Annotated in this window: 28 protein-coding genes; 18 read left to right on the top strand and 10 right to left on the bottom strand. The window is 53.5% G+C overall.

The window, feature by feature from the left end:
- Positions 1-9 precede the first annotated feature (9 nt).
- The 4 genes from rsxG to dtpA all read left to right on the top strand — a co-directional run bounded on the left by rsxG (position 10) and on the right by dtpA (position 4,103).
- A complete protein-coding gene (gene rsxG, locus AC2FC2_RS05455) occupies positions 10-639 on the top strand; it encodes an electron transport complex subunit RsxG (protein WP_209633090.1) in 630 nt (209 codons plus the stop codon).
- Positions 636-1,334: an electron transport complex subunit E gene (locus tag AC2FC2_RS05460; RefSeq protein ID WP_209633088.1), complete on the top strand. Its 699-nt coding sequence runs from the start codon at positions 636-638 to the stop codon at positions 1,332-1,334. Before rsxG ends, AC2FC2_RS05460 begins: the two co-directional genes overlap by 4 nt.
- The gene (gene nth, locus AC2FC2_RS05465) at positions 1,334-1,975 is read left to right on the top strand and encodes an endonuclease III (RefSeq protein ID WP_490658907.1); all 642 of its coding nucleotides are present in this window, start codon (positions 1,334-1,336) and stop codon (positions 1,973-1,975) included. Before AC2FC2_RS05460 ends, nth begins: the two co-directional genes overlap by 1 nt.
- A gap of 607 nt (positions 1,976-2,582) precedes the next feature.
- Entirely contained in the window at positions 2,583-4,103 is a 1,521-nt protein-coding gene (gene dtpA / locus AC2FC2_RS05470) for a dipeptide/tripeptide permease DtpA (RefSeq protein ID WP_209633086.1), read from the top strand.
- Between the two features lie 80 nt (positions 4,104-4,183).
- On the opposite strand, the gene AC2FC2_RS05475 is transcribed toward dtpA, so the two are convergent.
- Complete coding sequence (locus AC2FC2_RS05475) at positions 4,184-6,274, bottom strand: prolyl oligopeptidase family serine peptidase (protein ID WP_490658908.1); 2,091 nt, start codon at positions 6,272-6,274, stop codon at positions 4,184-4,186.
- Between the two features lie 159 nt (positions 6,275-6,433).
- The gene (locus tag AC2FC2_RS05480) at positions 6,434-6,997 is read right to left on the bottom strand and encodes a helix-turn-helix domain-containing protein (protein ID WP_490658909.1); all 564 of its coding nucleotides are present in this window, start codon (positions 6,995-6,997) and stop codon (positions 6,434-6,436) included.
- A gap of 113 nt (positions 6,998-7,110) precedes the next feature.
- Between AC2FC2_RS05480 and AC2FC2_RS05485 the strand changes: the two genes are divergently transcribed.
- The 4 genes from AC2FC2_RS05485 to AC2FC2_RS05500 all read left to right on the top strand — a co-directional run bounded on the left by AC2FC2_RS05485 (position 7,111) and on the right by AC2FC2_RS05500 (position 10,092).
- The gene (locus tag AC2FC2_RS05485) at positions 7,111-8,304 is read left to right on the top strand and encodes a benzoate/H(+) symporter BenE family transporter (protein WP_490658910.1); all 1,194 of its coding nucleotides are present in this window, start codon (positions 7,111-7,113) and stop codon (positions 8,302-8,304) included.
- A 120-nt stretch (positions 8,305-8,424) separates the two neighbouring features.
- The gene (locus tag AC2FC2_RS05490; protein WP_404759702.1) at positions 8,425-8,913 is read left to right on the top strand and encodes an MEKHLA domain-containing protein; all 489 of its coding nucleotides are present in this window, start codon (positions 8,425-8,427) and stop codon (positions 8,911-8,913) included.
- Complete coding sequence (locus tag AC2FC2_RS05495; protein ID WP_490658911.1) at positions 8,900-9,565, top strand: O-methyltransferase; 666 nt, start codon at positions 8,900-8,902, stop codon at positions 9,563-9,565. The genes AC2FC2_RS05490 and AC2FC2_RS05495 overlap by 14 nt, the downstream gene beginning before the upstream one ends.
- A 23-nt stretch (positions 9,566-9,588) precedes the next feature.
- Entirely contained in the window at positions 9,589-10,092 is a 504-nt protein-coding gene (locus tag AC2FC2_RS05500) for a cupin domain-containing protein (protein ID WP_209633080.1), read from the top strand.
- On the opposite strand, the gene AC2FC2_RS05505 is transcribed toward AC2FC2_RS05500, so the two are convergent.
- Positions 10,057-10,911 (bottom strand): aminoglycoside phosphotransferase family protein, encoded by an 855-nt coding sequence (locus AC2FC2_RS05505; RefSeq protein WP_209633079.1) that lies wholly within the window; start codon positions 10,909-10,911, stop codon positions 10,057-10,059. The two genes, AC2FC2_RS05500 and AC2FC2_RS05505, sit on opposite strands and share 36 nt — an antisense overlap.
- A gap of 143 nt (positions 10,912-11,054) precedes the next feature.
- Here AC2FC2_RS05505 and AC2FC2_RS05510 point away from each other — a divergent pair, with 143 nt between their 5' ends.
- Both AC2FC2_RS05510 and AC2FC2_RS05515 read left to right on the top strand, forming a co-directional pair.
- Positions 11,055-11,432 (top strand): RidA family protein, encoded by a 378-nt coding sequence (locus AC2FC2_RS05510; protein ID WP_490658912.1) that lies wholly within the window; start codon positions 11,055-11,057, stop codon positions 11,430-11,432.
- Positions 11,433-11,648: 216 nt separating this feature from the next.
- Positions 11,649-11,918, top strand: coding sequence for a hypothetical protein (locus tag AC2FC2_RS05515; protein ID WP_490658913.1), 270 nt, complete (start codon positions 11,649-11,651; stop codon positions 11,916-11,918).
- On the opposite strand, the gene AC2FC2_RS05520 is transcribed toward AC2FC2_RS05515, so the two are convergent.
- Entirely contained in the window at positions 11,915-12,310 is a 396-nt protein-coding gene (locus AC2FC2_RS05520) for a nuclear transport factor 2 family protein (protein WP_490658914.1), read from the bottom strand. The two genes, AC2FC2_RS05515 and AC2FC2_RS05520, sit on opposite strands and share 4 nt — an antisense overlap.
- Before the next feature lie 234 nt (positions 12,311-12,544).
- Here AC2FC2_RS05520 and AC2FC2_RS05525 point away from each other — a divergent pair, with 234 nt between their 5' ends.
- The 4 genes from AC2FC2_RS05525 to gstA all read left to right on the top strand — a co-directional run bounded on the left by AC2FC2_RS05525 (position 12,545) and on the right by gstA (position 15,534).
- Positions 12,545-13,207: an HD domain-containing protein gene (locus tag AC2FC2_RS05525; protein ID WP_209633075.1), complete on the top strand. Its 663-nt coding sequence runs from the start codon at positions 12,545-12,547 to the stop codon at positions 13,205-13,207.
- 105 nt (positions 13,208-13,312) lie between these two features.
- A complete protein-coding gene (gene yjbD, locus AC2FC2_RS05530) occupies positions 13,313-13,579 on the top strand; it encodes a DUF3811 domain-containing protein (RefSeq protein WP_209633074.1) in 267 nt (88 codons plus the stop codon).
- A gap of 372 nt (positions 13,580-13,951) precedes the next feature.
- On the top strand, positions 13,952-14,836 hold the full coding sequence (dapA, locus tag AC2FC2_RS05535; RefSeq protein ID WP_209633073.1) for a 4-hydroxy-tetrahydrodipicolinate synthase: 885 nt from the start codon (positions 13,952-13,954) through the stop codon (positions 14,834-14,836).
- Positions 14,837-14,928: 92 nt separating this feature from the next.
- Positions 14,929-15,534, top strand: a complete 606-nt coding sequence (gene gstA / locus AC2FC2_RS05540; RefSeq protein ID WP_209633072.1) for a glutathione transferase GstA — start codon at positions 14,929-14,931, stop codon at positions 15,532-15,534.
- A gap of 45 nt (positions 15,535-15,579) precedes the next feature.
- Here gstA and pdxY read toward each other — a convergent pair whose 3' ends face one another.
- From pdxY to anmK, 5 genes are all read right to left on the bottom strand, one after another.
- Positions 15,580-16,440 (bottom strand): pyridoxal kinase PdxY, encoded by an 861-nt coding sequence (pdxY, locus tag AC2FC2_RS05545; RefSeq protein WP_404759706.1) that lies wholly within the window; start codon positions 16,438-16,440, stop codon positions 15,580-15,582.
- 65 nt (positions 16,441-16,505) lie between these two features.
- A complete protein-coding gene (tyrS, locus tag AC2FC2_RS05550; RefSeq protein WP_490658915.1) occupies positions 16,506-17,780 on the bottom strand; it encodes a tyrosine--tRNA ligase in 1,275 nt (424 codons plus the stop codon).
- A gap of 194 nt (positions 17,781-17,974) precedes the next feature.
- Positions 17,975-18,628 (bottom strand): pyridoxamine 5'-phosphate oxidase, encoded by a 654-nt coding sequence (gene pdxH, locus AC2FC2_RS05555; RefSeq protein ID WP_209633069.1) that lies wholly within the window; start codon positions 18,626-18,628, stop codon positions 17,975-17,977.
- Between the two features lie 87 nt (positions 18,629-18,715).
- Positions 18,716-19,018: an MliC family protein gene (locus tag AC2FC2_RS05560; protein WP_209633068.1), complete on the bottom strand. Its 303-nt coding sequence runs from the start codon at positions 19,016-19,018 to the stop codon at positions 18,716-18,718.
- A gap of 45 nt (positions 19,019-19,063) precedes the next feature.
- Positions 19,064-20,185 carry an anhydro-N-acetylmuramic acid kinase gene (gene anmK, locus AC2FC2_RS05565; RefSeq protein WP_490658916.1) on the bottom strand — a complete coding sequence of 374 codons (1,122 nt, stop codon included), beginning with the start codon at positions 20,183-20,185 and terminating at the stop codon, positions 19,064-19,066.
- Between the two features lie 369 nt (positions 20,186-20,554).
- On the opposite strand from anmK, the gene AC2FC2_RS05570 reads away from it, so the two are divergent.
- Positions 20,555-21,019 carry an outer membrane lipoprotein gene (locus AC2FC2_RS05570; protein WP_026142354.1) on the top strand — a complete coding sequence of 155 codons (465 nt, stop codon included), beginning with the start codon at positions 20,555-20,557 and terminating at the stop codon, positions 21,017-21,019.
- An 89-nt stretch (positions 21,020-21,108) separates the two neighbouring features.
- Here the strand turns inward: AC2FC2_RS05570 and slyA are convergent, their stop codons facing one another.
- Positions 21,109-21,543 (bottom strand): transcriptional regulator SlyA, encoded by a 435-nt coding sequence (gene slyA, locus AC2FC2_RS05575; RefSeq protein WP_037418732.1) that lies wholly within the window; start codon positions 21,541-21,543, stop codon positions 21,109-21,111.
- A 180-nt stretch (positions 21,544-21,723) separates the two neighbouring features.
- Here slyA and AC2FC2_RS05580 point away from each other — a divergent pair, with 180 nt between their 5' ends.
- Genes AC2FC2_RS05580 through AC2FC2_RS05590 form a run of 3 tightly spaced genes read left to right on the top strand, consistent with a single transcriptional unit; the run spans position 21,724 to position 24,864 of the window.
- On the top strand, positions 21,724-21,960 hold the full coding sequence (locus AC2FC2_RS05580; protein ID WP_073963435.1) for a DUF1656 domain-containing protein: 237 nt from the start codon (positions 21,724-21,726) through the stop codon (positions 21,958-21,960).
- A gap of 3 nt (positions 21,961-21,963) precedes the next feature.
- Positions 21,964-22,821, top strand: a complete 858-nt coding sequence (locus tag AC2FC2_RS05585; RefSeq protein WP_209633066.1) for an efflux RND transporter periplasmic adaptor subunit — start codon at positions 21,964-21,966, stop codon at positions 22,819-22,821.
- Between the two features lie 9 nt (positions 22,822-22,830).
- On the top strand, positions 22,831-24,864 hold the full coding sequence (locus AC2FC2_RS05590; RefSeq protein ID WP_490658917.1) for an FUSC family protein: 2,034 nt from the start codon (positions 22,831-22,833) through the stop codon (positions 24,862-24,864).
- Positions 24,865-24,866: the final 2 nt, after the last annotated feature.

The raw sequence follows: 24,866 nt of genomic DNA on the forward strand, positions 1-24,866 counted from the left end.
GGAGCCATGATGCTTAATTCAATGAGAAAGCATGGCACCACGCTGGCGGTGTTTGCCGCAGTGACCACCGGCCTGACCGCTGTGGTGCATAGTCTGACGCAGAAAACCATCGCCCACCAGGCGGCCTTGCAGCAAAAGGCGCTGCTTGACCAGGTGGTTCCGCCTGAACACTACGACAACAACATGCAAACCGAGTGTTTCCTGATCAGCGATCCGGCACTGGGTAATGGTGCCCCACATCGATTGTACCTGGCGCGCAAAAACGGTCAGCCCACCGCGGCCGCGGTAGAAACCACCGCGCCGGACGGCTATTCCGGCGCGATTCAGCTGCTGGTCGGGGCTGATTTCAGCGGCACCGTGCTGGGCACTCGTGTGGTCGAACACCATGAAACCCCAGGACTGGGCGATAAAATTGAATTACGTATCTCGAATTGGATCTCGTTCTTCAGCGGCAAAAAAATTGAAGGCCCAGACGATAAACGCTGGGCGGTGAAGAAGGACGGCGGTATGTTCGATCAATTCACCGGTGCCACCATCACCCCACGCGCAGTGGTCAACGCCGTTCGCCGCACGGCATTGTATATGGAAACGCTGCCGCCTAAACTTGATAGCTTACCTGCCTGTGGAGCCAGCGAATGAGTGAAGCCAAAGATCTGATTGTCCAAGGGTTGTGGAAAAACAACTCCGCCCTGGTGCAATTGCTGGGGATGTGCCCACTGTTGGCCGTGACCTCCACCGTGACCAATGCCCTTGGGCTTGGGCTGGCAACCACCCTGGTATTGACGCTGACCAACGGATCCATTTCAGCCGTGCGCCGCTGGGTGCCAAATGAAGTGCGTATCCCGATTTACGTAATGATCATTGCCGCAGCCGTGAGCATCGTACAAATGCTGATCAACGCCTATGCCTTCGGCCTGTATCAGTCGTTGGGGATCTTTATTCCGTTGATCGTCACCAACTGTATCGTGGTCGGCCGTGCTGAAGCGGTAGCCTCTAAAAAACCGATTGGCCTATCCGCGTTGGATGGTTTGGCGATTGGCCTGGGCGCTACCGGTGTGATGGTTACTCTGGGTGCCATGCGTGAACTCCTGGGCAACGGTACCCTGTTCGACGGCGCCGATATGCTGTTGGGGAGCTGGGCCAAAGTATTGCGCATTGAAGTCGTTCACTTCGACAGCCCTTTCCTGCTGGCTATGCTGCCACCCGGCGCCTTCATCGGGTTGGGATTGTTGCTGGCCGTAAAATACCTGATTGATGAACGGATGAAAGCACGCACGGCGAAAGCGTTAACCACCGAAGCGGTGCTGGGACAAGGACAGGCAGAGAAAGCATAATGAACAAGCAGAAACGGCTGGAAATTCTTACCCGGCTGCGCGACAACAACCCGCAGCCGACCACCGAACTGGTGTACACCACGCCGTTTGAACTGTTGATCTCCGTGCTACTTTCCGCACAGGCTACCGATGTCAGCGTTAATAAAGCGACCGCCAAGCTTTATCCGGTCGCCAATACGCCGGCGGCGATGCTGGCATTAGGCGTTGACGGCGTTAAAAACTATATCAAGACCATCGGCCTGTTTAACAGCAAGGCTGAGAACGTGATCAAAACCTGTCGCATGCTGCTGGAGCTGCACAACGGTGAAGTGCCGGAAGATCGCGCCGCGTTAGAGGCCCTGCCCGGCGTTGGCCGAAAAACGGCTAACGTGGTGCTTAATACGGCCTTTGGCTGGCCAACCATTGCCGTAGATACCCATATCTTCCGCGTCTGCAACCGCACGCATTTTGCACCAGGTAAGAATGTGGATCTGGTTGAAGAGAAGCTATTAAAGGTCGTGCCCACAGAATTTAAGGTTGATTGCCATCACTGGCTGATTCTGCACGGCCGCTACACCTGCATTGCACGTAAACCGCGCTGCGGTTCCTGCATCATTGAAGATCTCTGTGAGTTTAAAGAGAAGGTTTATCCCGACGCCTAATCCTGTTGGGCGCCAACATTGCGCCCGTCCCTCATTCCCCCGATACCATCGAGCTATTTTTTATCAGAAATGTGATATCAAACAGCAGTAACCTTGGTCTTATCGAGGATTTCAGTGGAAAACGCACTTTCCGCTTATTTTCAAGCGAAAAATTAGTCAAAAATTGCGGCAAACCTCACGTTTTAAAGATCACATTACCGTCACAAGCGCCAGCCCTGTTTTCCTAAATTTCTATAATTTTACAAAACCCACCATATGCACAACAATCCAATGGATTAATCACCCCACCTGTTGATATGAACCACCAAAATCCAATTCAGCAGAATATATCACTGTTTAAATTCCGTATAGCTTTTAATCAAAACAAAAACTCGGCAAAGCAAATAAAGTCGAAAGTTAATGCTGCATAACATTTGCAACATGGTTGTTTCACTTCGCGAACGTTATATGTAACAGGATATGACAAACACCTTGCCTCGCTGACAAAGATAGTGAACATTAACCGCCGTCATCCCATCCTATAACAACGCAGAAGGATGCAGTCCTGCATCACCTTTTGCAATTTCTCGTCTCTCTGGGACGGGGCAGTGAAAAATCAGAGGTACCAGTGTCAACAGCAAACAACAACAGCAAACACCCTGAAAGCGTCAGTTTGAACGCGTTCAAACAGCCTAAGGCGTTTTATCTGATCTTCTCGATCGAGCTTTGGGAACGTTTTGGTTATTACGGCCTGCAAGGCATCATGGCGGTTTACCTGGTCAAAATGCTTGGCCTGAGTGAAGCCGACTCCATTACCCTGTTCTCCTCCTTCAGTGCACTGGTCTATGGCTTTGTCGCCATCGGCGGCTGGCTTGGGGATAAAGTGCTGGGCTCCAAACGCGTAATCGTGTTGGGTGCACTGGTGCTGGCTATCGGCTACGCCATGGTGGCTTACTCTGGCCACGACATCTTCTGGGTCTATCTGGGTATGGCGACTATCGCCGTGGGCAGTGGCCTGTTCAAGGCTAACCCATCCTCCTTGCTGTCAACCTGCTATGAGAAAGACGACCCGCGTCTCGATGGCGCTTTCACCATGTACTATATGTCGGTGAACATCGGTTCCTTCTTCTCTATGCTGGCAACGCCATGGCTGGCAGCCAAATATGGCTGGAGCGTGGCGTTCTCTCTGAGCGTAGTGGGTATGTTGATCACCCTGGTCAACTTTATGATGTGCAATAAATGGGTAAAAAATCAGGGATCCAAGCCTGACTTTAAACCGCTGCAGGTGAAAAAACTGCTGATGGTATTGGTTGGCGTGGTCGCGCTGGTCGCTATTTCCAGCTGGCTGCTGCACAACCAGATTATTGCACGCTGGGCACTGGCTATCGTTTCCATCGGTATCGTCATTGTGTTCGCCAAAGAAACTTTTGCGCTGCACGGGGCCGCACGCCGCAAGATGATCGTCGCCTTCCTGCTGATGCTGGAAGCGGTGGTGTTCTTCGTGTTGTACAGCCAGATGCCAACCTCGCTGAATTTCTTCGCCATCCATAATGTTGAGCACAACATCCTGGGCATTGCCTTTGAACCTGAACAGTATCAGGCGCTGAACCCGTTCTGGATCATGCTGGCCAGCCCAATTCTGGCGGCGCTGTATAACAAGATGGGCGACCGTCTGCCAATGCCGCACAAGTTCGCTTTCGGTATGATCCTGTGCTCCGGTGCCTTCCTGGTGCTGCCTTGGGGCGCCAGCTTCGCCAACGAACAGGGTATCGTTTCGGTTAACTGGCTGATCCTGAGCTATGCACTGCAGAGCATCGGTGAGCTGATGATCTCCGGCCTGGGCCTTGCAATGGTCGCTCAGTTGGTTCCACAGCGCCTGATGGGCTTTATCATGGGCTCCTGGTTCCTGACCACCGCCGCTGCTGCGCTGATTGCCGGTAAAGTCGCAGGTCTGACCGCTGTGCCAAGCGACGTCAACGACGCCCACGCGTCACTGGCTATCTACAGCCACGTGTTTATGCAAATTGGTATTGCTACCGCCGTGATCGCCATCCTGATGATGCTGACGGCGCCGAAGCTGTATCGCATGACGCTGGACACCGCAGAAGATACCAACAAGAAAGCGCAGGCTGCCGCTGCAGCCAATTAATCGCTGACGACGGTTTCCAATCGTAAAAAAGCCGGGGCAATAATTTGCACCGGCTTTTTTTATACCGCGTCGTTGGTGATTCAGACCGAAGATTTGCCGCTCAGATTAGTCCACATGAACTCGCTGACCAATGCCCCATGAAACGCGGATTGTTTTTTATCCGCCGCCGCACTGTGCCCACCTTCGGTATTTTCATAGAAGTAGACCTGCTGGTAGCCCATCTTCTGCATGCGTGCCGCCATCTTACGCGCATGGGATGGGTTAACCCGGTCGTCACTGGTGGCGGTGTAAAACAACACCGGCGGGTAGGCCACATCAGCCTTAATGTTGTGGTAAGGCGAGAATGTTTTGATATAGGCCCACTCTTCCGGTTTGCTTGGGTCGCCGTATTCAGCAATCCATGATGCACCCGCAGACAGCTGGGTATAGCGTTGCATATCCAGCAGCGGCACTTCGCAGACAATACAGCCGAACAACTGCGGGTAAAGTGTCAGCATATTGCCCACCAGTAACCCACCATTGCTGCCGCCACGGGCACCCAGGTGCTGTGACGATGTCACTTTCCGCGCAATCAAATCCTGTGCCACGGCGGCAAAATCTTCGTAAGCACGGTGGCGGTTTTGTTTTAGCGCCGCCTGATGCCAGGCGGGGCCATATTCGCCCCCGCCACGGATATTCGCCACCACATACACGCCGCCGCGCTCAAGCCAGGTCGGCGCCTTGGCCCCCAGGTAGCCCGGTAATAACGACACTTCAAATCCGCCATAGCCGTACAGCAACGTGGGGTTGCTGCCGTCTAATTTGATGCCCTTGGCGGCTATCTGGAAATACGGCACCTGCGTCCCGTCTTTAGAGGCAGTGAAATGCTGGCTGACCTGATAGCCGCTGGCATCAAAGTCTTGTGGCCCCTGCTTGAGCAGTTCTGCCTCAGCGCCATCAAGATTACCCAGATACAGTGAGGTTGGCTGCAGGAAACCGCTGATGGTCAGGAAATAATCATTGGTTTCATCATCAATACCGCCGGCTGAAATGGTGCTGATCGTACCAGGCTTGCCCAGCGGCTTGCGTTGCCAGGTGGTGCCCTGCGGCGTCAGCACTTCCAGTCGGTTGACCACGTTGTCCATGATACTGAGGATCAAATGATCGCGCGTGGCGCTGTAACCACTCAGCGCAGCCTGAGCCGTCGGGGTGAATAATGCCGTCAGCTCACGCTTGCCCGCTAAATAATCATCGAAATACGCCGCCAGCAGTGAACCGGAGGGATAACGCACGCCGCCAACGTCCCAGTCACTGCTCGGTTTAATCAACAACCATTCGCGATGTGTGCTGAACTCGGCGTCAGCCGGAATATCAATTTTGACCTGTTGATCTTGCGCGGTCAGCAGATAGGTTTCACGACGGTAGAAATCCAGGCTACGGCCCACGTAGTTCCGTTCAAACCCCGGCGTGTGGTCGTGATAGGCAAACACCGCCATGTCCTGCGGTTGCGCTTCATACAGCGTCTGGGCGGCACTCAAGGGTGTACCGCGCTGCCAGCGCTTGGCAATGCGCGCATAGCCGGATTGGGTCATCGATCCTGCGCCAAAATCGGTGGCGACAAACAGCGTGTCTTTATCAATCCACGACGCCTGGCTTTTCGCCACAGGCAAGACAAAGCCATCTTTCACAAACTGCTTGCTGACCAGATCAAACTCGCGAATTTCGGTGGCGTCACCCCCGTCCGGTGACAGTTCCACCAGGCAATAACGGTATTCTGGTGCCAGTGATTGTGAACCGTGGAACACCCAGTCTTTGCCCTCGGCCTTGCCCAGTGCGTCGATATCCAATACCGTTTCCCAGGCGGGTTTTTCTTTGCGGTACTCCTGAAGCGTGGTCCGTCGCCATAATCCCCGTGGATTGGTTTGATCCTGCCAAAAGTTGTAATAGTAATTCCCGCGCTTGGCGACCCACGGAATTTGACTGTCTTTGTTCAGAATGTCCAACACCTGCTTTTCCACCTGCCGGAACGCTGCGCTTTGCGCAAAGCGTGCAGTGGTACGCTGGTTTTCCTGCTTGATCCACGCCTGCGCGGCCTTGCCCTGCAATGCTTCCAGCCACAGGAATTCATCGGTGGCATGAGCGCCCCCTTCTGCCGCCATCGCCAGGCGGATACTGTTGGGTAATGAAGTCATCGCAAATACGGCTCCTGCGGTTTGTACACTGAGTTTAATAAACTGGCGTCGATGAGTTACCGTCAAAATCAAGCTCCCTCTCTTGGATAAATAAGACTCATTTTCAATAAAGTAGGTCTTTGACAACGCTGAGTCAAAGCTTGTGCCCCAACCGTTGAGTCAAAATTTAGGATAGTGGATCAGATCGTGGATACGCACCGTCTGTTGGCTGGCATTGCGGTAAGCATGGGGGCGATCGGCCTGGAAGCGCATTGCCTCGCCCGTCGCCAGCGAATACCACTGCCCATCAACCGCCAACTCAAGTTCACCGCTAATGACAATCACATGCTCAATCACCCCCGGTTCATGCGCTGAAGACTCGCTGAGAGCCCCCGGGGCCAGATCGATAACAAACATATCAAAACCCAGTTGGCGATCGAACGGAAACAGCGGTACGACGCGCATATCGGCGTTGCTCTGATTAAACACCGGCGCATCACCATAGCGGTGCAGCGTCGCCTGCTGTTGCAGCGGTGATATTTCCAAAAAAGCAGAAAATGCCACATTAAAGCCCGTGGCTATCTTCCACAGTGTCGCCACCGTCGGGCTGGATTCGCCGCGTTCTATCTGTCCCAGCATTGCCTTGCTGACACCGGTGTTTTCAGCTGCCTGTGCCAGGCTCCAGCCGTGTTGCATACGCAACGAACGGAGTGTCTGAGCCAGATGACTGGACAGTTCCTGCATGTTTTTCTCCCCTGAAATTCCGGTTGATTATAGCCACTTGTGCGCTATAACGCACGATGCTATGCTCATTTCTTCTCGTGCGCTATAACGCACAACTGCTACTGGAGTGTGTTATGCGCCCTGCCATCTCTCTGCGTCACCTTTCTTTACCCGCCGTTATGGCTGGGTTCGTAGCGGTATTGGTGGGCTACACCAGTTCCGCCGCCATTATCTTCCAGGCGGCCGCTGCCGCAGGGGCGACGCCGTTACAGATCGGCGGTTGGCTGAGCATGTTAGGCCTGGGGATGGGGATAACGTCTCTGGGGCTTTCACTGTATTACCGCACCCCCATTTTGACCGCCTGGTCGACTCCCGGTGCGGCACTGCTGGTAACCAGCCTGCCTGGTACTCCGATCAACGAAGCCATTGGCGTGTTTATCTTTGCATCAGGACTGATCCTGCTGTGCGGCGTCACTGGGTTGTTCGCCCGGCTCATGGATTATATTCCCCAGGCTATTTCAGCGGCGATGCTGGCAGGGATCCTCCTGCGCTTTGGACTCGACGCCTTCGCCTCATTACAGGTCAATTTCGTGCTCAGCGCGGGCATGGGATTGGTGTATTTGATCGCCCGCCGCTATTTGGCGCGTTATGCGATTGTGTTGACGCTGCTGGCCGGACTGGCGATTGCAGCGCTGCAAGGCAATATTCACCTTTCACAACAACCACTGACTTTCGCCGTACCGGAATTTATTGCACCGCATTTTACCTGGTCAACGTTATTAGGCATTGGCGTCCCGTTCTTCGTTGTCACCATGGCATCACAAAACGCCCCGGGCATTGCAACGCTGAAGGCAGCCGGCTACAACGTGCCCACGTCACCACTGATCAGCTGGACGGCGCTGGTCGCTCTGCTGTTAGCCCCCTTTGGCGGGTTTTCGGTGTGTATTGCCGCGATTACCGCCGCCATCTGCATGGGCCCGGATGTGCACGCTGATCCACAGCGTCGCTATATGGCTGCCGTGGCCGCAGGTGGGTTTTATCTGCTGGCCGGGGTATTCGGCGCTGTTATCAGCATGCTGTTCAGCGCATTACCTGCGGCACTCATCCATACCATTGCCGGGCTTGCACTGCTGGGCACTATCGCAGGCAGTTTGCAACGCGCCCTGCAAGATGAAAGACAGCGCGATGCCGCACTGATTGCCTTCCTGATCACCGCGTCCGGTGTGACATTACTCGGTGTGGGTTCTGCATTCTGGGGAATTATCGGGGGGGCTATCGCCCATATCATCCTCTCGTTACCGCAGCGTAAGCGCCTACCGGGAGGCTAAGCCAACAGGGCGACCTTCGCACATGGGTTAATGTGGCAATTTTTTTCCCCTTCGGTGATCTTCTGCTTAACTGAAAGTGGGAAAGCTCGTTGCCCATAATGGGCCGTTAAGGGAGCCGCCATGCCATCTTCCGTGCAAATTGATCTGATTCAGCAAATTGACGCCGCTTACCGCCATTGGACAGGCGATGGATTACCCGGCCCGCAGGCGGCCGCTGACGAGCGGCTCGCCTGGTTACATCAACAAGCGCCTTACAGCTTGTTGGCTCACGCGGACGGCGACGACCCGTTGTTTACCTATGCCAATCACTGTGCTCAGCACTGCTTTGGCTATTCCTTTGATGAATTTATCGCGCTGCCTTCACGACTGAGTGCTTCACCGGCGGATCGCGCGGAGCGTCAGCAATTGCTGGATAAAGTCACGCTGAAAGGGATTGCACAAGGATATTGTGGTCTACGCGTGGATAAATTTGGGGATGCCTTCACCATTTATGACTGCGCGGTGTGGCAAATACCCGGCGGCGGCCAAGGTGCCCTGTTCTGGCCGCAACCCAAACGCCGGCCGGGCTGGTATAGCCAACAACATCAGGTGAACCATGCAAGACAATAACCACTGGGCGCAAGTGGACGCTTATCTCGTCGACAAACTGGTCGAACAGGATGACGCTCTGTTGCAGGCGCTGGCTGCCAACGGCGCAGCAGGATTACCCGACCACGACGTCGCGCCAAATCAGGGCAAATTGCTGCATCTGTTTGCCCTGATGGTGAATGCCAAGCGTATTCTGGAGATCGGGACCTTAGGCGGTTACAGCACCATTTGGTTGGCGCGTGCATTAGCACCGGGCGGCTTAGTGGTGTCGCTGGAGGCCGATCCACGCCATGCTGAGATAGCCAGACACAATATTGCCCGCGCAGGGCTGAGTGAATGTGTTGCGTTACGGGTCGGACCGGCGCTCAACAGCCTGCCGCAATTACAGCAAGAAGCCCCTTTCGATCTGATCTTTATTGATGCCGACAAACCCAATAATCCTGATTATTTACGATGGGCGCTGGCGTTGTCTCGCCCCGGAACGGTGATTATCGGCGATAACGTCGTACGTGACGGCGCAGTTACCGACTCAACAAGCCGTGACGAGCGGGTTCAGGGTGTACGGCGCTTTTTTGACATGATGGCCAATGAACCTCGTCTCAGCGCTACCGCATTGCAGACCGTAGGGAGTAAGGGATGGGATGGTTTTTCCATCGCCATAGTTAACTATTAGGTTACACCGTCACGAGAAAACTCATGAATGACCACGCCACGCTGTTAGCTCAGCGTCTGATCCGCAATATCGAACAGGTTGAAAAAACGCACGACCAGCGCCCACCACTTTATGACAGCGTCGGCGCCCGCTTGGCTACTGGCACCGCTGCCAGCAAGTTGGGCGCATCCATAGACATCGTGGCGCCGGGCATGCGCTCCTGCCCTTATCATTTTCACTATGCACAGGAAGAAATGTTCATTGTACTTGAGGGAACGGGCAGCTTACGGGTTGCGGGTGAACAACTGCCGATCAAAACCGGCGACGTTATTTTTATCCCGCCGGGGCCGGAATACCCGCATCAGATCATCAACACGTCAGATGCGCCGTTGAAATACCTTTCCATCAGCACCCGCGAACAACCCGAACTGGTGGAATATCCGGACTCGGGCAAGTTTTTGGCGTCAGCCCTGCGTGAAGATGCTCAACCGGTGCGTTATATGCAACGCCCTTCAGCGTCGCTCGATTATTGGCAGGATGAACCCTGAGTCGCCTTCAGGTATCGCGAGCCCCAATGCTCGTGCGGCCTGCTCGGCTACACGGAAATCAATATCCGCCGCCTCGCCGTCCTCCATAAACCAGGCCGCGGACAATCCTGCCCAGGCGAGGATCCACTGCAACAGTCGCTGCCGTTCGAACCCCGCCAATTGGCAGACCTGTTCAACCCGGCGGGAAAAAATGTCAGGATCGGTCGCGACACCGTAATTAGGGTTGCAGAAGATATTGGCGTAGTCGAAGGCACGTTCGCCATAGAGACGTTTGGGATCGATCACCAACCAACCGCGGTCACCGAAGTCCAACACGTTGTCATGGTGGATATCACCATGCAATACGCTCTGTTCGCGCGGGCTGGTCAGTAATTCAGCCGCCACGTTAGCGCTCAGGCGCAGCATGCCACCGTGAGCCTGAGCCGCTGGCCACAAAGAGCTAAACCACTGGTGTAGAGGGATAAGATCCGGCAATGGCTGCGAACGCGGTACATGCAGGCGGGCAACCACCTGACAAAGAATTGCCGTCGCCTGCTGATCGTCACCTTCACGGACCATCTGGGCCAGCGAACGCGTCCCTTGCGCGCGCTCTAACAAGATGCCATCGTCGTGCCGTGCGAGAACTTGCGCAGCGCCTTCGCCCTGCCACCAGCACATTAATAGCCCGCCGAATTTTTCTTCCTCTTCGCGTGCGATTTTCAACATCGCAGGAGCCCCTTGATAGCGCACCGGCATCAGCAGGCTGCTGTGGGTTTCAAAAGCCTGTCCGTCGGGCTGCAACTGCCAACGTTGCATATAGGGAATTAAGGCTTGATTCATTACCCTGAAATATCCTTCACAGTTATAAATGAATGTTAGTGATACTATTAGAAATCAATAGATCTCAGCGTACTTCCGATGTTCTTCGCTCTATCCTAACCAAGTTTGTTTATTTTTTTAATTAATCTCTCGGGGTTTTAATCATGACATCATTGAAGCGCATTAATTATCCGCACTTGCCGCCCCCTGGCGGCCCCTATGTCCATGCTGTGCGCCATGGAGATACATTGTATGTGTCCGGGCTGACGGCATTTGCCACTGAGGCTCAGGGGCAAGCAACGCAACAACAAGCACAGGCTATTTTGGAGCAGTTGGCGACCATCACCGCGGCGGAAGGGGCGAACCTAAAAGCGCTGATTAAAATAACGGTATTTTTAACCAATATCGGCGATCTGCAGACCCTTCGGCCCGTGCTGTTTGACTACTTTGATGGTGCGCTGCCAGCCTGTTCACTGGTTGAGGTCAGCGCACTCTTCTCACCGCAGGTTAGCGTGGAGATCGAGGCCGTGGTGGCATTATGAGTTTGGGGCGCTACAACGCGCCCAAATTGAATACACAATCCATTATGCTGCATAAATATACCAACATGCATTACAAAGAATTCGCCAGTCAGTACGCAAGTTTTCAATGAGGGAGCTGCCGACAAGAAAAACAGGGCCGCGCATGCGTTAAGCTTTGCCGCTATCAGGAATATTCTGCTAATTTACCACTAAGAAATTTGTTACCAACGAGACGTTATGCAACAAAAGCCGGTTATGCACGAAGCCAGACAATTAAAGCGCCTCAACGCCGCCACGCGACGACAATCCCATATGTACAAATGGATTGCCATTATCGCGGCGATGGACGCTGTGTTGGTGTTTTTTTATGACCGGGATATGCGCAACATCACCTTTTCAGGCGCCGTTGCGCTGGTATGCGGGTATTTGTGGATCCGCGATCGCAACAAGGCGCGCGGTTACCGGCGGGAGTACGATCGCAAATTTGGCAAGCACAGTGGCCATTAGCCCTGCATGGCCTCCAGCACTTTTGCACTGTCTACGATTTGCACAAATTTCACGATTTTCCCCGCACGTAGCTGATAAATATGCGCAAAGGATGCGGTGAAAGACTTACCGGTGGCGCCATAGGTACCATGATAGAACCCTTGGGCAATCACGTTCTCACCTGCATCATAAAAATGGTCAACATCCGCGCGGTAACCCTGCCACTCCGTTCCTAAACGCTGATGAACATTTTTAAAGATCGCCTGTGGGCCAATATAGGTACCTGCATAGGGAAACCCTGCAGCTTCCGTCCATTCCGCGTCGGGCGCTAACGCCGCCAGCAGGTTGCGACCATTCTCTTCTGCACTGCCACCCTCATAAGTAGCGCGTACAATTTCAAGATTCGTTGGCATGACATTTCTCCGGTGGCGTGAGCGGGATATTCCGGCCATACCCCACGGACACAGGTTTACACCAAGCGGGGATGGCCGGAATAAGACCATTGTAGGTTGCTTATTCCGGTACAAAAACCGCAATTGCGGCAATAGTCCGTTGCAGTATAGTAAACAATTCTTTTACCGCATTGTCATAACCGGCTCATTGACGGCTGTTATAATCTGTTGCTTTCCGACAACAAGGAACACAACGTGCATTCTTCCCTGCCGCAAGCCCTACTGCAGCCTTTCTCGCCCTATCAGGAACTGGCGCAGGCATTGCTGCCACTGACGCTCGATTCCGATGATGGCTCGCATGATGTGGCCCATTTGCACCGGGTGTGGAAAAACACCTGTAAGATCAGTCAACATGAAGGCGGTGACCGCCGCATTCTGTGTGCTGCCGTCTTGCTGCATGACTGTGTGGCCGTGGAAAAGAATTCACCCCAGCGGCACCTGGCCTCACGCATGGCGGCCGAAAAAGCCGGTTTACTGCTGACGCAGCTGGGTTGGGCCGCGCAAGACATCGCCAAAACCGCTCACGCTATTGAGGCGCACAGTTTTTCCGCCGCCATTACGCCAGAGACACTTGAAGCAAAGATCATGCAAGACGCAGACCGTCTTGACGCCATCGGTATGGTTGGCGTCGCACGTTGCTTCTATATTGGTGGACGCATGCGCAGCGCACTGTACGATGCAGCCGATCCGCTGGCACACCATCGTCAGTATGACGATAAACGTTTTACACTGGACCACTTCGAAACCAAGCTGTTCAAACTCCAGGACGATTTCCAAACCGTCACCGGTAAAACAATGGCGCAAGAGCGCACCGAGCGCATGCGACGCTTCCTTAGCGACTTGCTGGACGAGGTGTGAACGGATAATTTCCCCTGCCCGGTCGTTCCGTTAAGCCAGCGGCATCTTCGGCTCGCTAATTGCTGTACACTGACTGTCATCTTCACTGACCAGGCTATGACGATAATGAAAAAATTGACGCTGAAAGACATGACGGAAAGCGAGCAACGTGAAGTTAAAACCGAGCTGGACAAGGCACGCAAAAGTCTCGGCCGCGCATTGACCAATGCCGAAAATAACAAGATCAAGGATGAAGTCGTGGCACGTATCACCGCCGCCCGTGCAAAAATTGAAAAAGCGACGCGTGCCGAGCGCAAAGCCAATCGCATTCAGCCCACTGGGGAAACCTATAGCTGGACAGCCTCAATGAACAGCACACGTCGTCCTCGCTAAGCCTCCGCCCCAAAACCCCGTATTGACGGGGTTTTACTCCCCCATTGTTGATTAGCCAAACTCATCAGCCCGTCTTAATCATGAATAACCGTGTTATCAAGCGGTTGTAAATTGACAGCATCATGCAGAATATTCATTATCACCGCATATCCACTTTTCATGAGACTGCTATGGCCAACCTCAACAACAATGACGCTCCTCAGATGCCGACATTGCGCCTTGCGGGTTTGCTCGCGGTTAATTCAAAGAAACAGACGCTCATTTGACTGGGGCGTAGGGTCCCGTCAGATGAGCTGACAGGGCGGTACGCAACTCGTCTCCTCTCTTGTTTTCTCATCTGGCTTCTTATTGCACGCATTGAAGGAAATTAATATGGCCTCATTCTCCGGTATTTGGGTTGCGCTGGTGACCCCATTCAATAACAGCGCCGTCGACCTGCCTGCGACTCAACGGCTGGCTCAACACCTGATCGCCTCTGGGGTCGATGGGTTGGTGGTCTGCGGTACTACCGGAGAAGCGGCGGCATTGAGCACCGACGAACAGCTGGCAGTGCTCGACGCGGTACTGGCCGTGACACCGGCTCATCAAGTGGTTATGGGGCTGTCCGGTAATAACATGCGTGACACACTGCAAATGCAGCAGGCGATCCAACTGCGCGACATTGCTGGTGTACTGATCCCCGCGCCCTATTACATTCGCCCGTCGCAATGTGGTCTGGTGGACTATTTCACCCAGCTTGCCGATGCCTCAAACGTGCCGGTAATCCTGTACAACATTCCGCAACGCACCGGCGTGGTGATCGAGCTGGCCACCCTTCGCCAGATCGCACGCCATCCGCAGGTAAAAGCCATTAAGGACTGCGGCGGTAATCCGGACACCACCATGGCACTCATTAGCGATGGTGAGATCGACGTTCTGACAGGCGAAGATAATCTGATCCTCACCACGCTGTGCCTCGGCGGCACGGGCGCCATTTCCGCCTCAGCGCATATTCACCCGGAGCGCTTTGTGCAGCTGGTGCAACAGGTTGCCAACGGTGATCTGATCGCCGCACGCGCCAACTTCTACTCGCTGTTGCCGATGATCCACCAGATGTTCAGTTTCCCTAACCCCGCGCCGGTCAAGGCTGCACTGGCTCTGCAAGGGTTGATCCGCAATGAGTTGCGCTCGCCAATGCAAAGCGTGCCGCAGGCGTTGCAGCAGCAAATTGCCACTACCCTGGCACAGCTTGAACCCGAAGAAGCATTGATAAGTTAATTTTGTCGGTTAACCCGCTGTAATTTTGACGTTATGGAGCTAGGATCAGAGGTTAAGCATGCCTGTCACTTATCACTCTCAAGGAGCTTTCGATGAAACTGTTCTATAAAGCCGGTGCCTGTTCTCTGTCCCCTCATATCGTTCTGCGTGAGGCGGGCCTGGATTTTACGGCGGAAAAGGTTGATCTCGCGCTGAAGAAAACCGAAAGCGGCGCAGATTACCTGACCATCAACCCAAAAGGACAGGTGCCGGCGTTACTGCTTGATGATGGCAGCCTGCTGACTGAAGGCGTAGCGATTGTGCAATATCTTGCCGACCGCGTTCCGGATCGCGGGCTAATCCCGGCGGCGGGCACATTGTCACGCTACCACGCTATTGAATGGTTAAACTATATTGCGACGGAGCTGCATAAAGGCTTCAGTCCGCTGTTTAACCCAAAAACGCCGGAAGAATACAAAACCTTTTCGCGGGAGAAACTGGATAAGCAGTTCGACTACCTGGATTCGGTGCTGGCGAAGCAGCATTTCTTGTTAGGGGCGCGCTTTAGCGTCGCTGACGCTTACTTGTTCACCATCTTGCGGTGGGCAATTGCTATGCAGTTTGATCTCAAAAAACGCGCGCACTTATCCGCTTATTTTGAGCGCGTAGCGGCACGACCGGCGGTGGATGCAACGTTAAGTGCCGAAGGGCTGAAATAATACCCACGCCCCGGCAGGTTTTCTTGCCGGGGCGCTGAATCTGACTTAAACCTTTACCGCTTTAAATTCACACGTCGGTTGTACAATGCGGTCTTGCGCCGCCACGACCTGCAACTCATACTCACCCATTGCCTGCGTGGTCAGCATGACCTCATAGACTGCTGCCGTAACGTGTTCCAACGCGTTATCTAGCGCCTCACCCTTCAGCAAATTAACCAACAACAGGCCGCTGGTCAGATCGCCCACGCCCACAGGCTGCCGAGAACCAAAATCCACTAGCGGGCGGCTAATGTGCCAAGCCTGATCGACCGTAACCAACAGCATCTCAAAACAGTCGCTATGATAGCCAGCACGGCTCAAATGCTTGACCAACACCACTTTTGGCCCTTTGGCAATTAATTCGCGCGCAGCGCTTACCGCTTGATCAACATCAGCGATGGTACGCTGGCTCAATAACTCCAGCTCCAGCAGGTTGGGTGCGATCATGTCACTGCATGGCAATGCCTGCTGGCAATGAAACTCCGCCACGCCCGGCGCGACTATGCACCCCTTCTCCGGGTGACCCATAACGGGATCGCAGAAGTACCACGCGTTCGGATTAGCCTGCTTAACCTGACGCACGATCTCCAGAATATGGCTACCCTGTTCCGGCGAACCTATGTAGCCACTCAGCACAGCATCGCAATGCTTCAGTTGGTTAATATCGGCAATACCTTGCGCAATCTCAGTCAGGTGGCTGGCTGGCATCACGCAGCCGGTCCATTTGCCATATTGAGTATGATTGGAAAACTGTACGGTATTGAGTGGCCAAACGTTTACACCCATGCGGCGCATCGGAAATTCTGCAGCGCTATTACCTGCATGGCCAAAAACAACATGAGATTGAATAGAAAGAATGTTTTTCATCAAAGACCTGCCCTGACGCCTTAAAAATAAAGGGGCCGCTGAGGGCCCCTTTGCTGCAATTTTGATTACTTCCAATCCACCAGGCAGTAATGCTTTTTACCACGACGCAGAAGCGTGTAGCGACCAAACAGGCGATCGGTATCGCTGAAGGTGTATTCGGCGTTGGACTGTTTCTCACCGTTGATGGTCACCGCATTGGAACCGATCATGGTGCGCGCCTGGCCGCGTGAAGGCACCAATTCGGCATTCACCAGCGCCTGTTGCAGATCGGCGTCGCCGTCAAGTTTAATTGTCGGCATACCGTCCTGCGCCAACTGGGCAAAGTCCGCTTCCGTCATGTCGTGCAGCGCGCCGGAGAACAGGCTTTGCGTGATGCGCTTGGCCGCAGCCAGGCCTTCAGCACCGTGCACCATACCGGTCACTTCTTCCGCCAACACATATTGCGCACGTGGTGCCTTGCCGCTGTTCTTGTCTTCTTCTTCCAGCGCGTTGATGTCTGCCAGATCCATAAAGGTGAAGAACTTCAGGAAACAGTATACGTCAGCATCGGCCGTGTTAATCCAGAACTGGTAGAACTTGTAAGGACTGGTTTTTTCTGGTGCCAGCCAGACTGCGCCGCCTTCCGTCTTACCGAACTTGGTCCCGTCGGCTTTGGTGATCAATGGCACCGTCAGGCCGAAGACCTGTTGCTGGTGCATACGACGGGTCAAGTCGATGCCGGAGGTGATATTGCCCCACTGATCGGAACCACCGATCTGCAGTTCAACCTGATGACGGTTGTACAGCTCGGAGAAGTCAAAACCCTGCAACAGGTTGTAGGAGAACTCAGTGAAAGAAATACCCGAGTCGTCACGGTTCAGACGCTGCTTCACCGCTTCCTTGTTGATCATTTGGTTGACCGAGAAATGCTTGCCAATATCACGCAGGAAGGTCAGCACATTCATGCCACCAAACCAGTCGTAGTTGTTGGCGGCAATCGCGCTGTTGCTACCGCAGTCGAAATCGAGGAACGGGGAAACCTGCTTGCGGATTTTATCCACCCACTCGTTCACCGTTTCGGTGGTGTTCAACTTACGCTCGGCCGCTTTGAAGCTCGGATCACCGATCAAACCGGTGGCACCGCCCACCAACGCTACCGGCTTGTGACCGGCAAGCTGGAAGCGCTTCAGGCACAACAGAGGAACCAGATGGCCCAAATGCAAGCTGTCAGCGGTCGGATCGAAACCGCAATACAGTGCAATTGGCCCTTGCGCCAGTCGCTCTGCTAACGCTTCCTCATCCGTAACCTGGGCAACGAGGCCCCGCTCTTGCAGTTGTTTAATCAAGTTGCTGCTTGCCATCAATGACTCCATGTATAAACGAATGCACCTTTGTCGGTACACGACCTTTCGCCCACTGGCGAAATATTAAATTCAGAATAACGCATATAGTCTAACCCGTTCGAGCCGCAGGAAGGCTGCCGCTTGAAATATGACGGGTATAGAATAAAGCGCCGGCGGCATCAGTACCAGCGCTTAAGGGGGATTTTCGGTCTTCAGGGTGCCAGTCGGTCAATTTTCCAGTCATTCCCGTCCCGTTGATACAGGAAACGGTCATGCAGACGGTTGGCACCGCCCTGCCAAAACTCGACGGAGTCGAAATTAACCCGGAACCCGCCCCAGAAACTTGGCAGCGGTACTTCGCCCTGTTGGAATTTTTGCTTCAGCTCGAGGAATTTACTTTCCAGCACACCACGCGCGGAAATGCGCGATGACTGTTGCGACACCCACGCGCCAATCTGGCTGTCTTTTGGCCGGCTGGCGAAGTACTTCATAACCTCTAAAGTGGATAACCGCTCCGCTTTGCCGAGGAAAATCACCTGTCGCTCAAGCATGTGCCATGGGAACAGCAGGCTAATATGTGGGTTCTGTGCTAACTGTTGTGCCTTGCGACTGCCCAGATTGGTGTAGAACACCAACCCTTTGTCATCATAATGTTTCAGCAGCACAATACGCTGATAGGGCTGCCCGTTCTCGTCCACCGTCGCTACACACATCGCCGTGGGATCGGCCAAGCGCGCGTCGCACGCCTGTTTCAGCCAGCGTTCAAACAGCGTTAACGGATTAGCGGTCAGATCGTTGCGGCGCAAGCCACCCCGAGTGTATTCACGGCGCAGGTCCGCGACATCAAACTCATTATTTTCAATCATCCGGTTATCAACCAACTGAAAAATCGTGATTCTATTCTGCGCCAGCGGCGTCAGGATCTCAATCGCTCTGACGCCGCACCCGCTGGATCAATTAGCCAGCGTGCAGTCGCTCATGATCACTTTGCCATTACGCTCAAGGTAGGCGTTTTGACCCTTCGACCAAAAGGTGTATTTGCCGTCGCTGTATTTGGCACCGGACATGGCCAACACCTGTTTCAGCTTCAGCTGTTCGCCGTCCATCAACATGCTGACGGTGCTCTCCTTACCGTCCAGCGACACCGTCAACGGCGTGGTGCCACATTGGTAATGCAACGTCTGGCTGCTTTGCGGTAAAACGTAGCTACAGCCAGCCAATGCCAGTACCCCGGCGGAAATAATGACTTTTTTCATGCGATTGCTCCTTAGGAAAACCTGTCGATTTCTATCCTAACAGAGCTAACGCCCCCCCAAAGGCAAAACCGGATAAATCCCACCCAGCAGCGTTTCACAACTTGCCCCCGTTACTGAAGGCAGGTTGCCGGGCTGCCCAGACAACGTACGGAACGCCAGCCAGGCAAAGGCTAACGCTTCCATATCATCACCACTGATCCCGAAATCATCCGTCAGGCACACTTCTGTACCGGGCAACAATGCCGACATCCGCGCCATCAGCAACGTGTTACGTGCCCCGCCGCCACACACCAGCAGGCGCTCGCAGCCTCCCGCTAACTGAACCTGTTCACAGATGGTGATCGCCGTCAGTTCCGCCAACGTCGTTTGTACATCGACGGGACTGACCGCGGCCAATCCCGCCAGTTGACGTTCAAGCCAGGCCGCATTGAAATACTCGCGTCCCGTGCTTTTTGGCGCAGGCAGCGCAAAATAGGGATCGGACAGCATTTGCTGCAACAAAGGCAGGCAGACCCGCCCTTCCATAGCCCAGCTGCCGTCTTTATCGTAAGCCAGGGAACGGTGACGCCATATCCAGGCATCCATAAGCATATTGCCCGGCCCGGTGTCAAAACCACGCACCGGCGCCCCCGGCAATAGCATCGAGAGATTGGCGATCCCACCAATATTCAGCACCATACGGCGCTCGACCGGATGCGCCAACAGTGCCTGATGGAAGGCGGGCACTAACGGGGCACCCTGGCCACCATAAGCCATGTCACGACGACGAAAATCGCCAACGGTGGTGATATTGGTTAGCGCAGCGATACGATTATTGTCACCCAATTGCATTGAGAAACGTGCATCGCCGTCGGGCTCATGCCATACCGTCTGCCCATGGCAACCAACGGCAGTAATGTCTTGAGCCGTCAGACCGGTTTGTTTCAGCAGGCCAATCACCGCCTCGCCAAAGAGTGTGCCAAGCTGAGCATCCAGCCTGCCTACCGCAGAAAGTGTGGTCTGCTGTCCCTGGCACATGCCGAGGATGTCTTGCTTTAGTTGAATCGGTATCGGATGGCTGTAGCTGGCCTGTTGCGCGACCACTCGTCCGTCGATCGCAGCAAGCACCACGTCGACGCCATCCAGACTGGTGCCAGACATAACACCTATATAGCGGCCTGACTTCATAGCAACATCCCTTACCCCAGACGGGGAAGCAAAATTTTAACTTGATAAATAAACCAGAATTGAAACATTAACGCCATGAATTATGATGTCTTTTTTCACCTCTGTGAGCAATGCGCCTGTTTATTCGCCTATTCTCCATAGTGATAACCTCGGCTAAACAACAGCTCAATATGCGACGGAATTTCTTCCTATACTGTTATAAAGCTAAACCACCGTTTATTATTGGTTGAACAGTGCAAAGTTAAGCTGCGTGCAGTAACAGGTCATGGTGATATCCGCACGTTTACGCCATACTTTATCTATCTTTTTCACTGAATATGGCCTGGAAAGGTTCCCCAGGTTATGGACTACTACCAACAGGAGTTTTATATGATCAAGCGTCTTCTCGTCGTTGCTATCGCCGCAGTTACGCTGGCAGGGTGTGCTAATGATTCCATGTCAGGCGACGTGTATTCCGCTTCGCAGGCCAAACAGGTGCAAACCGTGACTTACGGTACGCTGGTTTCAGTGCGTCCAGTCAAGATCCAGGGTAGTGAAACGTCGAATACCATTGGCGCAATCGGGGGGGCCGTTTTGGGTGGCTTCCTTGGTAATACCGTGGGTGGCGGTACGGGTCGTAGCTTGGCGACGGCTGCAGGCGCAGTGGCAGGTGGTGTGGCAGGTAACAGCATCGGTGAAGCGGCCGGTCGTACTTCAGGCTACGAGCTGGAAATCAAGACAGACCAGAAAGAGAACATCGTGGTGGTTCAGAAGGCTGGAGACACCAAGTTCAGCCCGGGTCAACGTGTTCGTATGGCTCGCACCGGCGACACCATTACCGTATCCCCGCTGTAAACTCAGCGTATCAGGTAAAACCGGAGGCTTTAGGCCTCCGGTTTCATTTCCGATGCTGTGAAATCTAATCGTAAAAAATAAAGAAAATCTTATTGTTTGTTTTGCAGTTCAGTTATGTTTTGTTCCAGCTTATCAATCAAACCAACCAACAGCTGCACTTCATCAATGCTAATGCCACTCAGAATCTCACCACGCGTAGAGCTGATGACGCTGTCCACTTCCCTGATAATGGGGTCGGCCGCTTCAGTCAGTTTGATACGCTTAGCACGCCGGTCGTTGGCGCAGGTGTGGCGAGTAATCAGCCCCTTCTCTTCCAGCTGGTCCAACGTACGAACCAATGATGGTTGCTCAATGCCGATCGCCTTGGCCAGTTGGATCTGCGACTGCTCCGGCGGCAAACGATTGATACTGTGCAGAGTAACCCAGTGTGTTTGCGTAAGCGCCAACGGCTTGAGCCGATGATCGATAAGCGCGCGCCAAACACGAACTAATCGTGCTAGATCTGAACCTAATGTTGACTCCACTTCCCCCTCCTTATAATTAGCATGCTAATATACCCTCCCAGAGCTTAGACTATTTTGAGTAACTCACATTAAAAACACAAATGTATATAATGTATATTGTGGAAATAGCCACCATTTTGAGCGGTTATTGTTTATTATCTATGCAAACACTCAACATATTCACTCATCGGGATTGTTAATGTGAATACTTCATGGCTCCATGCCTCGTCCCCTTTGCCCGATTTGGTCTTGGGCGCCTCACTTTATTTTCCGCCCATATTTAAGGCTTTTCTGCTCGGACTCGTTTTATGGCTGCTGGTACACCAGTTGTTGCGAGACTGGATTTATTCTGGTGAAATTTGGCACCCCATGCTGATGGACTTGTCTATTTTCGTCATCGCCGTCAGCGGCTCCCTGTGGATTTTAGCGAGTTGGTAACCCATGACGCGTAAAACATTAAAATACTTTTCTACGGTAATCGTCTGCGCCATTGCCATCTGTGCCGGTTGGTGGCTCTGGAATTATTATATGCAATCCCCGTGGACCCGTGATGGAAAGGTGCGTGCCGAGCTCGTCAATATCACACCAGAAGTTTCTGGAAGATTAGAGAAAATAACGGTTCATGACAATCAGTTCATACCTGCGGGAAGTCTGATTTTTACGATCGACCCGGTGCCATACCAGATTGCACTCGACAATGCTGAGGCCGCATTGGCAAAAGCACAATCCGACATGGCCAAGGCTGACCACGAGGCGGCGCGACGCCGAGGTCTGCCGAAGAATGTTATTTCGGCTGAAGACATGGACGAGTCAAATTTAGCGGCCCAGGCAATGAAAGCCGCATATAAAGCTGCCCAAGCGAATCTTGAACAGGCTAAATGGAATTTAAGTAAAACTAAAATCTACGCCCCTACCGATGGCTATATCACCAATTTACAAACTCGGGTTGGAAACTATGCCAGCGTAGGTACGCCGTTGGTCGCACTGGTCGATGTACACTCGTTTTATGTGCTCGGTTATTTTGAAGAAACCAAGCTAAAACATATAAAAGAAGGCAATAAAGCGGATATCGTTTTATATAATGGCAACATACCACTTCAAGGCGAGGTGGAGAGTATTGGCCGCGCTATTTACGATCAGAGTGTTGAAAGCAGCAGCGATTTATTAATGGATGTAAAACCCAACGTGCCTTGGGTTCGCTTGGCGCAACGCGTGCCGGTACGGATAAAACTACTGAATGTCCCCACTGATTTACCGTTAGTGGCCGGTACAACCTGTACCATCTCGATTCATCAGTAAGGCTAACGAGTGAACCTGCCCTTTTTGGAATGGAACCGTACCCCCTGGGGGAAAGCCACCGGTGGACAATGGCGTTATGCGCTGCGCAACTCGCTGGCAATGTGCCTGTCGCTTTGGGTGGCCTTCGTCCTGAATCTTGACGAACCCTATTGGGCGTTAACCTCGGCGGCGGTGGTCAGTTTCCCCACCGTGGGCGGTGTAATAAGTAAAAGTATTGGCCGCGTTTTCGGTAGCCTGGTGGGAGCGGCCGCTTCGGTCGCCATCGCCGGTCATTGCCTGAACGACCCTTGGTTATTCACGCTGTTTATCGCGGCGTGGATCGGTCTGTGCACATACATTTCAAATCATTATCAGAATAACGTCTCTTACGCCTTTGCCCTGGCGGGCTATACCGCCGCTATCATTGCATTCAGCACGGTCAACGTCACGGATACCCAGCAAATCTTCGATATCGCGCAGGCCCGCGTTTGCGAAGTGATCACCGGTATTCTGTGCGGTGGCCTGATGATGATGATCTTGCCCAGCACCTCGGACGGTGAAGCACTCTTGACCTCATTAAGGCGCATGCATTTACGTCTGCTGGAACATGCAGCAATGCTATGGCAACCGGAAATCACCCTGCAGATGCGCACATCACATGAAGGGGTGATCGGCCAGATTCTGACCATGAATCTGTTGCGTATTCAGGCCTTCTGGAGTCACTACCGACTGCGTCGACAAAATAACCTCCTCAATTATATGTTGCATCAGCAGCTACGCATTACCAGCGTCATCTCCAGCCTGCGCCGTATGCTGCTGAACTGGCCGGACCGCCCTGCGAACCTGGCGGCCGTTTTGGATCAATTGCTGACCGAACTCCGTCATCCCGACACCGACAAATACCGTCTTGCACGCATCCTGCAGCAGATCGCCCCGCAGGATCCGGCAGATTACCGCCACCGCGCCTTTTGGCTACGCCTGCGGCATTTTTGCTGGTTATACCTGAACTGCAGCCGTTGGTTATTGCGGCTCGAGAGCGCAACACCCGTCAGCGATATCCAACCGCCACGCGTGACCTCGCTGGCTCGCCATACCGACAGTTATGAGGCCGCCTATAACGGCCTGCGCACCTTCTTATGCATCGTCCTCGGTTGTGCCTACTGGATTAACACTCAGTGGGACGCGGGGAGCTCAGCCCTGACGCTGATCGCTATCAGCTGCGTGCTGTATTCCTCCACACCGTCCCCCATCAACAGCATCAAGACGTTGTTAAAAGCCGTGCTATTGCTGTCAATTGCCTGTTTCGTGGTGAAATTCGGCTTGATGATTCAGATTGATGATTTTTGGTTGTTCTGCGCGTTTCTGTTCCCGGTGCTGGTCACGATGCAGATGTTCAAACTGCAACATCCATCCTACGCGGCATTATGGGGACAACTGATTGTATTTATGGGCTCTTTCCTTTCCGTCACCAATCCACCAAGCTACGATTATCAGTCTTTTATTAACGACAGTATCGGTAAAATTGTTGGGGTGCTGCTGGCCGGCCTGGCATTCCAGATCTTACGGCCCAGTTCGGACAAACGTAAAAGCCGGCGGATTATTCGTGCCCTGCGACGCGACTTTATCGATCAGTTAAGCAAAAAGCCGCAGCAGAGCGAAAGCCAGTTTGAATCGCTGATTTATCACCGCATCAGTCAATTGAACCAAAGTCAGGATCAAGAAGCGCGTAGTTGGTTATTGCGCTGGGGTGTCGTGTTACTTAACTGCAGCCATATCGTCTGGCAATTACGCGGCTGGCAAACACGATCCGATCCGCTCTCAGCGGTACGTGACGTCTGCATTCACTGCCTGCGAGGCATTATGACGGATAAAGGTGTGCAGCACAGCTCGCTAGACGCCACGTTGCAGGAGTTGCTGCGAATGAGCAATGCATTGGCGCACCACCCGGATCAGGCGGCACGCGATCTTGCCGGACTCATTTGGCGGCTGTACTGCTCGTTGCAACAGCTACAGCAGGCGATTACACCACCAGACACGACAATAGCGGTGCCCGCAGCCCACTGACC

The sequence above is a fragment of the Serratia sp. CoH_122_TC_1 genome, from assembly GCF_058191755.1.